This is a genomic window from Malaciobacter canalis (assembly GCF_008000835.1).
Taxonomy (GTDB): domain Bacteria; phylum Campylobacterota; class Campylobacteria; order Campylobacterales; family Arcobacteraceae; genus Malaciobacter; species Malaciobacter canalis.
Map to the genome: position 1 here is coordinate 2706578 of NZ_CP042812.1, position 13571 is coordinate 2720148.

Annotated in this window: 13 protein-coding genes; 4 read left to right on the top strand and 9 right to left on the bottom strand. The window is 28.4% G+C overall.

The window, feature by feature from the left end; translation table 11 throughout:
- Position 1: 1 nt before the first annotated feature.
- Together pseC and pseB are read right to left on the bottom strand one after the other, a co-directional pair.
- Positions 2–1135 carry a UDP-4-amino-4,6-dideoxy-N-acetyl-beta-L-altrosamine transaminase gene (pseC, locus tag ACAN_RS13335; RefSeq protein ID WP_099334548.1) on the bottom strand — a complete coding sequence of 378 codons (1134 nt, stop codon included), beginning with the start codon at positions 1133–1135 and terminating at the stop codon, positions 2–4.
- Entirely contained in the window at positions 1135–2127 is a 993-nt protein-coding gene (gene pseB, locus ACAN_RS13340; RefSeq protein ID WP_099334547.1) for a UDP-N-acetylglucosamine 4,6-dehydratase (inverting), read from the bottom strand. Before pseB ends, pseC begins: the two co-directional genes overlap by 1 nt.
- 189 nt (positions 2128–2316) lie before the next feature.
- Between pseB and recA the strand changes: the two genes are divergently transcribed.
- The 4 genes from recA to ACAN_RS13360 all read left to right on the top strand — a co-directional run bounded on the left by recA (position 2317) and on the right by ACAN_RS13360 (position 5723).
- Complete coding sequence (gene recA, locus ACAN_RS13345; protein ID WP_079577551.1) at positions 2317–3348, top strand: recombinase RecA; 1032 nt, start codon at positions 2317–2319, stop codon at positions 3346–3348.
- Between the two features lie 148 nt (positions 3349–3496).
- The gene (eno, locus tag ACAN_RS13350; protein WP_099309857.1) at positions 3497–4771 is read left to right on the top strand and encodes a phosphopyruvate hydratase; all 1275 of its coding nucleotides are present in this window, start codon (positions 3497–3499) and stop codon (positions 4769–4771) included.
- 5 nt (positions 4772–4776) lie between these two features.
- The gene (locus tag ACAN_RS13355) at positions 4777–5019 is read left to right on the top strand and encodes a septum formation initiator (RefSeq protein ID WP_079577553.1); all 243 of its coding nucleotides are present in this window, start codon (positions 4777–4779) and stop codon (positions 5017–5019) included.
- Positions 5016–5723 (top strand): AMIN domain-containing protein, encoded by a 708-nt coding sequence (locus ACAN_RS13360; protein ID WP_079577554.1) that lies wholly within the window; start codon positions 5016–5018, stop codon positions 5721–5723. Before ACAN_RS13355 ends, ACAN_RS13360 begins: the two co-directional genes overlap by 4 nt.
- 10 nt (positions 5724–5733) lie before the next feature.
- Here ACAN_RS13360 and ACAN_RS13365 read toward each other — a convergent pair whose 3' ends face one another.
- The 7 genes from ACAN_RS13365 to ACAN_RS13395 all read right to left on the bottom strand — a co-directional run bounded on the left by ACAN_RS13365 (position 5734) and on the right by ACAN_RS13395 (position 13515).
- Positions 5734–6897 carry a cation:proton antiporter gene (locus ACAN_RS13365; RefSeq protein WP_099334546.1) on the bottom strand — a complete coding sequence of 388 codons (1164 nt, stop codon included), beginning with the start codon at positions 6895–6897 and terminating at the stop codon, positions 5734–5736.
- A gap of 9 nt (positions 6898–6906) precedes the next feature.
- Positions 6907–7758: a biotin synthase gene (locus ACAN_RS13370; protein ID WP_099334545.1), complete on the bottom strand. Its 852-nt coding sequence runs from the start codon at positions 7756–7758 to the stop codon at positions 6907–6909.
- A complete protein-coding gene (locus tag ACAN_RS13375) occupies positions 7748–8260 on the bottom strand; it encodes a YfcE family phosphodiesterase (protein WP_099334544.1) in 513 nt (170 codons plus the stop codon). The genes ACAN_RS13370 and ACAN_RS13375 overlap by 11 nt, the downstream gene beginning before the upstream one ends.
- Complete coding sequence (gene topA, locus ACAN_RS13380; RefSeq protein ID WP_099334543.1) at positions 8261–10636, bottom strand: type I DNA topoisomerase; 2376 nt, start codon at positions 10634–10636, stop codon at positions 8261–8263.
- 69 nt (positions 10637–10705) lie between these two features.
- Complete coding sequence (locus ACAN_RS13385) at positions 10706–11476, bottom strand: UDP-N-acetylmuramate dehydrogenase (RefSeq protein WP_099334542.1); 771 nt, start codon at positions 11474–11476, stop codon at positions 10706–10708.
- Positions 11473–12336, bottom strand: a complete 864-nt coding sequence (locus ACAN_RS13390) for a menaquinone biosynthesis family protein (RefSeq protein ID WP_099334541.1) — start codon at positions 12334–12336, stop codon at positions 11473–11475. Before ACAN_RS13390 ends, ACAN_RS13385 begins: the two co-directional genes overlap by 4 nt.
- Before the next feature lie 99 nt (positions 12337–12435).
- Entirely contained in the window at positions 12436–13515 is a 1080-nt protein-coding gene (locus ACAN_RS13395) for a glucosaminidase domain-containing protein (protein ID WP_196778779.1), read from the bottom strand.
- Positions 13516–13571 lie beyond the last annotated feature (56 nt).

Sequence of the window (13571 nt, forward strand, 5' to 3'; positions counted from 1 at the left end):
TTTAGCCTTTTTCTAAAATCTCTATTAGTGTTTCTTGTACAAACTTTTGTTCTTTTTTACTCAATTTTGGATAAATTGGCAAAGTTATCGCTTTTTTATAATACTCATTCATAAAAGGAGTATTTTCATTTCCATAACCTAAGTTTTTATAATATGGCTGTTGGTTTATTGGAATATAGTGATATTGTAAAAATATTCCTTTTTCTCTTAATTTTAAAAATAAATCTTTCTTAGAAGTTTTATACTTTTCAAAATCAATTAAAACTACATAAAGATGATAAGAGCTATCAAGAGTAAACTCATATAAAGGCTTTATAAATTCAAATTTTTTAAAAAACTCATCATATCTATTTGCAATTTTTCTTCTTTTGTTTATAAACTTTTCAATTTTTTTCAATTGCGATAAACCCAATGCACAAGAAATATCAGTAAGTCTATAATTATAGCCTAGACTATTCATCTCATAATGCCATGGTGCTATATCTGATTTTGATTCTATTCCATGATTTCTTAGCTGTAAAGCCATTTCATAAATCTTTTTATCATTTGTCAAGATAGCTCCACCCTCACCAGTTGTCAACTGTTTTACAGGATGAAATGAAAAAACAGAAATATCACTATTTTTACAACTTCCAGCTTTAATATTATTGTTAGTAGCACCAATTGAATGGGCACAATCTTCTAAAATTTTAATATCATATTTTTCCCTTAAAAAAGCTAATTTCCCTTGATTTACAGGATTTCCTGAAAAGTGAACTACATATATAGCTTTTATATTTTTATTTTTTAAAAGAAGTTTTTCACATAAATCTAAGTTTATATTCCCATCTTCACAAATATCTACAAACACGGGCTTTGCTTTTGCATAAAGTATTGCATTTGAAGTTGCTAAAAATGAGTTTGGAGTAGTTAATACTAAGTCATTTTCATTTAATAAAAGTAAAGAACTTATATGTAAAGCAGCAGTAGCATTTGAGACACAAACACAATATTTTGAGTTTGTATAAGAACATAGTGCTTTTTCAAACTCTTTTACTTTTGGTCCAGTAGTTAAAAAATCACTTTTTAATACTTTTACTACCTCTTTTATATCATCTTTTTGGATTGTTTGTTTACCATATGGAATTTTTTTCATTATATTTCTTTTAATAACTGTAAAAACTCTTCTTTATTAAGCCATTTGTCATTATTTCCTGAATTATATTCAAAACCTTGGCTAACATGCGTTCCAACTTCTCCTAATTTATTTTCACTAAAGTTTGTAACATTTGTAAATTTTATTGTTGGAGTTATTACATAATGGTCATCAAACTCATATGTTAAATGGGAATCATCAGCTGGACACATTATTTCATGAAGTTTTTCACCTGGTCTAATTCCTACTATTTTATGAGGTAAAGTAGGTGCTAAGTATTTAGCTAAATCAACTATCTTAATTGATGGAATTTTAGGTACAAAAATCTCTCCACCATGCATTCTTTCAAAGTTTTTAAGTACGAAGTTCACTCCATTTTGTAGTGTAATTATAAACCTTGTCATTCTTTCATCTGTAATTGGAAGCTCTTTTGCATTTGAATTAATAAGTTTTTGAAAATAAGGAATAACAGAACCACGACTACAAACAACATTTCCATATCTTACAACTGAAAATTTTGTATCTTGTTCGCCAACTAAATTATTTGCTGCTACAAAAAGTTTATCACTTGCAAGTTTTGTTGCACCATATAAATTCACAGGATTAGCTGCTTTATCAGTAGATAGTGCAATAACTTTTTTTACTTTATTTTCAATTGCTGCATCAATTACATTTTGTGCACCATTTATATTTGTTTTAATACACTCCATTGGATTATATTCAGCAATTGGAACATGCTTAAGTGCTGCTGCGTGTATTACATAATCAACATCTTTAAAAGCTTTTTTTAATCTATCTGAATCTCGAACATCACCAATAAAATAACGCATACATTTATCATTGAATTCTTGTTCCATTTCATACTGCTTAAGTTCATCACGAGAATAGATTATAATCTTATTAGGTTTATATTTTTCCAAAATAGTTTTTGTGTATTTTTTACCAAAACTTCCAGTTCCACCTGTTATTAAAATATTTTTTCCATTAAACATAATACAAACCTTAATTTTTTACTCTATTTTACTTAATATTTTCTTTATTATAGTTAATCTACTATCCAATTATTAAAATTAAATAAATTTAATAAAAAATCTTACAATTTGCAATAAAAATATGTAATTTATTTTTTTTTTGCTAAAATCACATATAAATAAAACGAAACTCTAAAATTAGGATAAATAATGGATGATAATCAAAAAAAGTCACTTGATTTAGCAATTAAGCAAATTGATAAAGCTTTTGGAAAAGGTACTTTAATTAGACTTGGAGATAAAGAAGTTGTACCAACAGAAGCCATTTCAACTGGTTCACTTGGACTTGATTTAGCATTAGGTGTAGGAGGACTTCCAAAAGGTAGAGTAATTGAAATCTATGGACCTGAAAGTTCAGGTAAAACAACTCTAACTTTACATGCAATTGCAGAGTGCCAAAAAGCAGGTGGAGTTTGTGCCTTTATTGATGCAGAACATGCACTAGATACAATGTATGCAAGAAATCTTGGAGTTGATATAGATAATTTACTTGTTTCACAACCTGATTATGGAGAACAAGCTTTAGAGATTTTAGAAACAGTTGTAAGAAGTGGTGCTGTTAATCTAGTAGTAATTGACTCAGTAGCAGCTCTTACTCCAAAAGTAGAGATTGATGGAGATATGGATGACCAGCAAGTAGGTGTTCAAGCAAGACTTATGAGTAAAGCTTTAAGAAAAATTACTAGTATAATGAACAAAATGGGAACAACAGTAATTTTTATTAACCAAATTAGAATGAAAATTGGAATGACAGGATATGGAAGTCCTGAAACTACAACTGGTGGAAATGCTCTTAAATTCTACTCTTCTGTAAGATTAGATATTAGAAGAATTGCAACACTTAAACAAGCAGAAGAGAGTATAGGAAATAGAGCTAAAGTTAAAGTTGTAAAAAATAAAGTTGCACCTCCATTTAAAATAGCTGAATTTGATATTATGTTTGGAGAGGGTATTTCTAAAATGGGTGAGCTTATTGACTATGGTGTTAAACTTGATATTGTTGATAAAGCAGGAGCTTGGTTTAGTTATGGGGATTCAAAAATTGGTCAAGGAAAAGAGAATTCAAAACAATTCTTAAAAGATAACCCAGAAATTGCAGCAGAAATTGAAGCAAAAATTCTACAAGCTATGGGATTAGATAGCAATATGCATGAGCTTGAAACTACAGAAGAAGAAAAATAGAACATTACTAAATTTAAAATATCAAAAAAGATAATCTTTTTTGATATTTTCTTTCATAAAACCTAACTTAAAACATCTTATAAAAGCAATTACCAATTAACTTTTTTGTATAATATTTAAAAATTTTGTAACTTAAATAGGAGAAACAGTGGTATATATTGATAATGTTTATGCTGATGAAGTTTTAGACTCAAGAGGAAATCCTACGGTAAGAGCGACAGTAATCTTAAGCGATGGAACAAAACAAAGCGCAATTGTTCCAAGTGGAGCTAGTACAGGGAAAAGAGAAGCCTTAGAGTTAAGAGATGGTGATGATAGATTTTTAGGGAAAGGTGTTTTAAAAGCTGTTGAAAATGTAAATACATTAATTGCTGATGAACTTATTGGTTTAAGCCCATTTAACCAAGCAGAAGTTGATGCAACAATGAAAGATATTGATGGAACAAATAACTATTCTAAACTAGGAGCAAATGCAGTTCTTGGAGTTTCTATGGCAAATGCAAGAGCAGCAGCAGCTTCTTTAAATATGCCTCTTTATAGATATTTAGGTGGAGCAAATGCTATGACTATGCCTGTACCTATGTTTAATATCATAAATGGTGGAGAGCATGCTAATAACTCTGTTGATTTTCAAGAGTATATGATTATGCCAATTGGATTTGAAAACTTCAATGATGGATTAAGAGCAGCATCAGAGGTTTATCATAATCTTAAAAAAATCATTGATGAGATGGGTGAAAGTACTGCTGTTGGTGATGAGGGTGGATTTGCTCCAAATCTAAAATCAAATGAAGAACCTATTCAAGTTATTATAAAAGCTGTTGAAAAAGCAGGATATAAAATTGGTGAGCAAATAGCTATTGCTTTAGATGTTGCTGCTTCTGAATTAATCAATGATGAGGGAAAATATGTTCTTAAATCTGAAAATAAAGAGTTAACTTCTGATGAATTAGTAGAATACTATGCAGATTTATGTTCTAAATATCCAATTGTTTCAATTGAAGATGGATTAAGTGAAGATGACTGGGATGGTTGGAAAATATTAACACAAAAATTGGGAGATAAAGTTCAATTAGTTGGTGATGATTTATTTGTTACAAATGCATCAATACTAAATGAAGGTATCTCTAAAAAAATTGCAAACTCAATATTAATAAAACCAAATCAAATTGGAAGTATTAGTGAAACAATGCTTACTATTAGATTAGCACAAAGAAACAACTATAATTGCGTAATGTCACATAGATCAGGAGAATCAGAAGATGCATTTATAGCAGACTTTGCAGTTGCATTAAATTGTGGTCAAATCAAAACAGGTGCAACTTCAAGGGGAGAGAGAAACGCTAAATACAATAGATTATTGGAAATAGGTGCAGAAGTTGCTTATGCTGAATATTTAGGAAAAACTCCTTTTGTTAAATAATCTAAATGAAGCAAAAAATTCATGAGCTAAAAAAATTTAGTGTAATAACAATCATTTCGGTTGTTATTACACTTTTTCTTAGTTATCATGCAGCAATACTTTTATTTGGAAGCAATTCATTGGATGTTTATAGTTCTTTAAAAGATAAAAGGGTATATTTAGTCAATGAAATAAAAAGATTACAAGAAGAGAATGCCCACTTACAAAAAGAGTATTTTGAATTAAAAAACTTGGAGCCAGAACAATGAAAAAAATATCTTTATTTATAGCATTATTAATTCTATCATCAAGCTTGAGTGCAAGGGAAAATCCTTTTGAAACAACACAAGCTTATAATGAAGAAGTTGCAAGACTTATGGAAATAAAAGAGAGTTATCCTGATGAGTTTGAAAATCAAGAAAAAATCTACATAGAAGAAATTCAAGAAAAGATGAAAGCTAATAGTATAAATAAAGATACTAAAAGTGTAGAGAAAAAAGCAAATAAAAAAGCTTCAGAACTAACAGAAGATAAAATCAAAAAACTGATTACTCAAGCTCAAGAAAAAACTGTAAATGAAACTAAAAAGTTTGTACAAGAGTTAAAAAAACAAGAAAAAGAAGAGATTATTTATGTAAAGCCTAGAACAGATGTATCTTTTGAAAAAGAGTTACTACCTTTTTTAAAGTTTGAATATACAAATGTTAAACTTCAAATAAATACAAAATATGATGTATTTAAGAAATTTACATTACCAAATCAAAATAAAATAATCTTAGATTTTCATGCAAAAGAAAACTTTTATACAAAAAGAGAAGATTTAAACTCAACAAATTTTACAAGAATAACTGTAGGCAATCATAAAAAAGATAAATTTTTTAGAGTTGTTGTAGAGTTAACTGATACTCCTGATAACTACGAAGTTACTTACACAAATGGACAAGTAACAATTTTTAGATTAGAGCAGATGTAAAACATCTGCTTTAAGAAGCTTTTACTTTTTTTATTCCTAAGAAATTTGTTAAAATCCTAATTACTATCATTACTATTAAAACTTCTAAAATTGATGCTAAAATAAATGCGTAATAGTAAAATTGTGTAATTGCATGACTTTGATAAGCAAGTGTAGTTACTGCAATTAATAGTGTAAGTGGCATTGAATGAGATAAACCTAACATAAAAAACTTGTTTACTCCCATCTCTTTTATAAAAAGCAACGAAGCAACTAATCTAATAAATATCATAGCAAAAACAATCAAAAATGCAGTTACTATAAGTCCATCATGAAAAAGCTCTTCAAGTTCAAATGATGAACCTACATAAATGAAAAAGATAGGAACTAGCCAACCAAAACCAAAGTGTTCTAATTTATGGGGTAACTGTTTATTATGTTCAAAGAATGTTGTAATAAAAGTACCTGCAATAAATGCACCAAATGCAACCTCAAGTTTCAAATAAATCATAACAGCAATCATAACAAAGAAAATTGCCATAGATACTCTAATATCTTGTTCTTGGTTATCTTCTGTTGGCATTAAATATGTTTTTATTTCAGGGTACCACCAAACTACATTATTAAATAGTTTATACAATATAGCCATTAAAATCATAAAAACAGTAAAGAGTAGCATTGTTTTATAAAATTCCCAAGTTACACCAAACTCAAGCATTGCAGACACTGTTGTAAGTGCAAAGATTGATACAATTTCACCAATTAATCCCACAACAATTGCCATTCTTATCCACTCAACATCACCATACTCTTTTTTTAATGCAGCTAAGATACCAATAGAAATTAAAGGTAAAGTTACAATAAAAATATTTCCAAGTTTAAAATATATAGTAATAGCAGCAGATAAAGAGAAAAGTATTACATTATAAAAAAGTGATTTTTTCAATATAACTGATGGGATATTTATTAACTTTCTTAAATCAACTTCAAGTCCTGCTAAAAACATCAAGTATAAAAAGCCAAGTTCAGCAACAAGCTCTAAAATTGGGTGTTCAACTAAAAAAGAAAAATATACAGCAAAAGCACCAAGCATAATTTCAATTGGAATTGTTGGTATTTTTAGTACTCTTGAAAGTAAAGGTGATGTAAATATAATTACGGATATTGTTACTATAATTAAAATTTCATCACTCATATTAAACCTTTAGTTTCTTTCTCTTGCTATTTTAAAACCTAATTTCTCAAGTTCATGCATATCATCTTTTGGTGATTTTCCTTGTGTTGTTAAATAATCACCAATAACAAAGGCATTTGCACCTTTTTCAAAGATTTTATATTGTTCATCTCCAAACATCAACTCTCTTCCACCTGCAACCATTATTTTCTTTGCATTTGGAACCATTTTTCTAGCTAATGTAATTAATTCAAAAGCTTCTTCTTTACTAACAGAGTTTTCTACAAGAGGTAAAGCCTCATTTGGATGGAAAAAGTTTAAAGGTACATTCATAGGATCTAATGATGCAATTGATTCAAGCATTGATACTCTTTGCTCTTGTGTTTCACCTAATCCAAAAATTCCTCCACATACTAATCTTAAACCAACTTCTTTTACATTTTTACAAGTTTCATATCTCTCTTCCCAAGTATGAGTTGTAACAATCTCTTTATAAAAATCTTGTGCAGTTTCAAGATTGTGGTTATAAGCATCAATTCCTGCTTCTTTTAGTGTTTGTAACTGTTCAATTGAAGCCGTTCCATTACATGCAATTAAAATAAGTCCTAGGTTCTCTTTTTTAACGGCTTTTGCAGCTTCACATACAAAAGCTAATCTTTTATCAGTTAAACCTTTTCCAGCTGTAACTAAACAAAAACCATTTGCATTATTTTCTTTTGCCATTTTTGCTTCTTTTACAATTTGTTCAATTGCTTTTTTCTTATATCTTTGAATATCAGCTTTATATTTAACACTTTGTGTACAGAATTTACAGTCTTCATTACATGTACCACTTTCAATATTACAAATAGCACATAAAAATATCTCTTTATTATCGTTCATATCTAAACTCTTCTTTCATAAAATTATTTGTATTTATATCTTTATAATAGTAAGTAATTATATACTCATTTTTATTAATTTCAAGCAAGGCACACTCAATCAAAGGTTTTTCACGTGCACATATTTCTCCTGGATTAATAAATAAAGTACCATTATTATAACTACACTCAAACTTATGAGTATGTCCAAAAATAACAATATCACTATCTGCATTTAAATAATAAGGAAGATGCATAAGCTTAAATTTTATATCTTTAATCTTAAAATAATATGGTTCTTTTTGAATATTATACTCATTTGACAAAGATAATAAACTCCTGTCATTATTGCCAAAAACAGTAACATACACTAACTTTGAATTTTGTAATAATTTTAAATTATCTTCAATACATAAGTCACCAGCATGTATTAAATATTGTGCACCTTTTTGTTTTAAGTGGTTTATTACAAGTTCAGTATAGTCACTTTTCGTGTGACTATCTGATAATATTCCTATTTTCATCTATTTTTTTGTAGTACTTGTACTACTTTTTTTTGTTGTAGTTTTTTTTGCAGTTGTTTTCTTAGTTGTAGTTTTCTTTACAGGTGCTTTTTTAGCTGTAGTTTTTTTAGTTGTTTTTGATTTTGGATCTTTTTTAATTATCTCTTCACACTCTTCTAAAGTTAAATCTTCTGCAACTTTACCTTTAGGAATTTTGAAGTTTTTTCTTCCTTGTTTAATATAAGGACCATATCTACCATTTAATATCTGTATTTTTTCTTTTTCAAATATCTTTATTGTTGCTTTTGCTTTTGCTTCATCAATCTCTTTGATTACTTCTAAAGCTCTTGGTAACTCTATTTTATATGGGTCATCTGTTTTAAGAGAGTAAAATCTGTTATCAATTTGTAAGTATGGACCAAATCGTCCTATATTAGCAACAATATCTTCATCTTTTTCAGTTTTTCCAACAACTCTTGGTAGAGTAAATAAATAAAGTGCCTCATCAAGAGTAATAGTATCCATATTTAAATGCTCAGGAATTGCAACAAATTTTGGTTTTTCTTCATCATCTTTTGTTCCAATTTGAATAAAAGGACCAAATCTTCCAACTCTTGCACTTACAGGTTTTTTAGATACTGGATCAATTCCTATTTCTCTTATTTGTAAATAATCTTCTTTATTTACACTACTCTCTTTTTCTTCAATTCTTTTTTTGAAATCACCATAAAAATCTTGCATTACTTGTTCCCAAGCAATTTTGCCCTCAGCAATATTATCAAACTCTTCTTCTATTTTTGCAGTAAATCCTAAATCCAATATCTCAGCAAAATGGTCTGTTAAAAATGAGTTTACAATCTCTCCTGTTGCAGTAGGAGCTAATTTCTTATCTTCTGTTTTAACCACATACTCTCTTTGTTGTATTGTTGAGATTGTTGGTGCATAAGTTGATGGTCTTCCAATTCCTTCACTTTCAAGTTTTTTTACTAAACTAGCTTCTGTATATCTTGCAGGTGGTTTTGTAAATAACTGTTCTAAATCTAGTTTTTCTAAATCTAGCACAGTTCCTTTTTTTATTGTTGGTAAGATTTTTTCACTACTATCAAGTGCACTTTCAGGATTATCACTTCCCTCAGTGTATGCTTTCATAAATCCAGCAAAGATAATTCTTTGTCCCTTTGATTGAAACTCATACTCTTTATCTTTTCCAGCTTCAATTTTATATGTTGTATTAGCCATTTTAGCAGGAGCCATTTGTGTTGCTAATGTTCTTTTCCAAATTAGTGAATAAAGCTTAAATTGTGCATTATCAACATAAGCTTTTATATCACTTGGTTTTAGTGCTAAATTAACAGGTCTAATTGCTTCGTGTGCTTCTTGTGCACCTTTTGCTTTTGATTTGTATAATCTTGGTTTATTAAGTGAATAATCTTTCCCATACTCTTGCTCAATTACTTCTTTTGCTGCACTTGTTGCTACTTTTGAAAGGTTTAATGAGTCAGTTCTCATATAAGTGATTAAACCACCTGTATGATTTGGAATATTGCCAACATTTCCCTCATATAGTTGTTGTGCTATAACCATTGTTTGTTTAACAGAAAAGCCTAGTTTTCTACTTGCTTCTTGTTGTAGTGTTGAAGTTGTAAAAGGAGCTGCTGGGTTTCTATTTGATTCTTTCTCTTCTATATCTACAAGTTCAAAAATTCCTTGATTAATAGAAGCCTCAATCTGTTTTGCATCTTGTTCATTTGTTACTTTTTGAGCTTTACCTTCAATTTTTGCAAGTTCTGCTTTGAAACTTGGATTAATAAAATCAGCTTTAATTTTCCAATACTCTTCTGGCTTAAATTTTCTAATCTCATTCTCTCTATCTACAATAATTCTAACAGCAACAGATTGAACTCTACCAGCACTAAGTCCATATCTTACTTTTTTCCAAAGTAGTGGAGATAGCTCATATCCAACTGCTCTGTCTAAAATTCTTCTTGCTTGTTGTGCATCAACTAAGTTTTGGTCAACATCACGTGGGTTTTCAATAGCTTTTAAGATTGCATCTTTAGTAATTTCATGGAAAACAATTCTTTTTATAGGGTTTTTTTCAACTTTTAAAGCAGGAATCAAGTGCCAAGCAATAGCTTCTCCCTCTCTATCCTCATCGGCAGCTAGGTATATTACTGTATCTTTTGTAATATGTTTTTTCAAATCTGCTATTACTTTTCTTTTATCTGTTGAGATTAAATATTGTGGCTTAAAATTATTATCTGGATCAAAGCCTAATTTTGATTTTGGTAAATCTCTAACATGCCCCATAGAGGCCATAACTGTATAACTTTTATCAAGAAACTTTGAAATTGTTTTTGCTTTTGCAGGTGACTCAACTATTACTAAATTCTTCAAACTCTTTAACCCTTACGCTATTTTTTAAAGTGGAAAGTGTATCATAAATTAATTAATAGACAATTAAGCTTAATAAATAATTACCTCTTCTTCTAAATTTATATCAAATTTTTCTTTAACTCTTTTTTTGGCTAGATTTATTAAATAAACAGCATCATCAAAAGTTCCATTGCCACTATTTACTAAAAAATTTGCATGCTCTTTTGAAAAATACATTGAGCCTTTTTGCATACCTTTTAAGCCAACTTCTTCGATTAATCTTCCTGCAAAATCTCCTTTTGGGTTTTTAAAACATGACCCAGCACTTGCCATTTGAGGTTGATTATCTCTCATTTTATTAAATTGATTTAATCTATCTTTACAAAATCCACTTTGTACTTCTAAAACTACTTCATAAACTATTGTATTAATTTTTGTACTTCTATAAGTGTATTGTATATCTTCTTTGTTTATATATCCATCTTTTGTTTTAATACAAATAATATGATTAAAAATCTCCCATGATTTTAATCCCGCATTCATTTTTACAACACCGCCCATTGTTCCAGGCAATTTTGCTAAAAATTCTAAATGTCCTATATCATTTTTTCTACAATAACTTAATAACTTGCCAGAACTTGTTGCACAACCTACATAAAGTCTATTATTCTCTTGTTTTATATAATCAAAATTTTTTCCAAGTATAGCAAACTTTGGATGAGTATTTGAAACTAAAATATTATTTGCTTTTCCTATTATTGTATAATCATCATAATCACCAATCTCTTCAATTACTTTTATATTAGCTATTGGACCTATTTTAATTGAAGAGTATCTTGAAAAATCTATTTGCTTAATCACTTGTTTCTTAATTCCTCATACTCGCTTGGAATTAAAAAATCTTTTGCTTTGATTAAATTTTCATAAAATCCATGTTTATATCCAAGTTCAAAAAGTTTATCAAGTGCTTTATATTGAACTTCACTTAAATTTACTGATTCATCATTTGCATATAAATCTAAATATTTATCTAATGTAGAAGCATCAACTCTAATAAGACCTTTTTCAAGTAACATTGTAGCTAGAACTTTTCTATTTTTATTTGCAACATCAACAGCTTTTATTAAAGTATTTTCATAATCAATTGCACTATGAAGAGGAATTGATCTTCTTAAACACATTCCTCCAAGTGGTAAGGGTAAACCTCCACCACTTAAATCTTCCCAAATATCCCACATCTCTTTTTCTACTTCAAGTTCATCATTATAATTTAAAATTGATTCATGTATTAAAACTCCAGCATCAACTGTTCCTTCAATCACAGCTTTTTCAATATCTAAAAAGTTCATATATGTAATTCTAGCTTCTGGATAAGCTATTTTAAAAAGTAATGCATTTGTTGTAAACTCTCCACTAAGAGCTACTTTAAAGTTTTTCTTTAATTTTTTATCTTTTCTTTTTACTAATTTTGGTCCATAACCTTGTCCAAATGATACAGCTGTTTTTAATAATGCATAATCATCTTTAACAAAAGGATATAAAGCAAATGATATAGCACAAATATCATATTCACCTTTTAAAGTAGCTTGATTTAGTGTTTCTATATCAGCTGCTATATTTTCAAATTTGGCATCTTTTGCACCAACCCAGCCAAATTTAATAGCATAGTACATAAATATATCATCTGCATCTGGAGAGTGTGCAACAGTTATTGTTTTCAAAACTTGTCCTTAATATTATAGTTTTTAGTAATTAATTAAAGAAAGATTGTAGCACTTTATGAATTATTATTTGGTTAGATATAAACAAAGTAGTTGAAACTACTTTGTTTGTTCTTCTTTTTGACTAGCTTTAATAGGAGTTTGTTTATTTTCTACTTCTTGTTCTTCTTTTTTTATTTTAGTACTCTTTTCTTCTTTTTTTTCAACAACTTTATTATCACTCTTTTCTTCTTCATTTTCTATATTCATACTATTTGTTGTTTCTTCTTTTGTACTTTCTTCAATCTCATTTGAAGTTGTAACTTCATCATTGCTATTTTCTATTGCGTTTTTTTCAAACTCTTCTTCTTTTTTAGCATCTTCTTTTGTTAATTGTTTTTGTTCTTTTTGTACTATAAAATCTTTATCATCATATTTTGTAAAGTTATTATATTTTATCATTGCAGCTAACTCTTTTCCATAAGCAGCTTTCTTTTCAGAGTATCTATCAAGTTTTGTAACAAGTACAAAAGGGTCTGGATTTTCAAAGTTTGTTTTTCTAAACTCTTTAAAAGCGCTACTTCTTGATAAAGTAATATAATAATCTTTTATTGCTTCTTTTACACTTGAATACTTTTTAAGCCAAATAGTTTTTGAACCTCTTTTTCCATCTGCTGCGATTCTTGGTTCATTTTTATTAAATGACCAAACACCAAAAATATTATTTGCTTCTTTAAAAAACCTTGATTGTCCCCAAGCACTCTCCATCGCCCCTTGAGCTAATGCAATTGATTTTGGATGTGGCTTTAATGCATATAAAAGCTCTTGGTTTGTATCTACTTTATAAAACTCTTTTAATTTTTGAATTTTTTCTGATTCTTTGTTTTGTTTTATATCTTCTTGAACTTGAAAAAACTCTTGCTTTAACTCATCATATACTTCATTTAAAGCAGGCACCATCATATCAATAAATCTTTTTTTCTTTACAGATACAGGAATTGGTTTTGGCTTATTTTTTTCTAAAGCTTCATCAAGTTTTGCTTTTAAACTCTCTTCACTTTTTTCTAAAGTATTTATTCTTTCATTTAATTTTACAATTTCTTGCTTTAACTGTTTTACTTGTTTATTTTGAAGTTGATAAAAGTATCCAAACATAAGCAAAACAATTATACTCATTGCTATAAGGTAGTTTCTTTTCATAAGATTTCCTATTGTGTGTATTTTAAGTAATAGTGTATCAAAATATCAATAAAAGT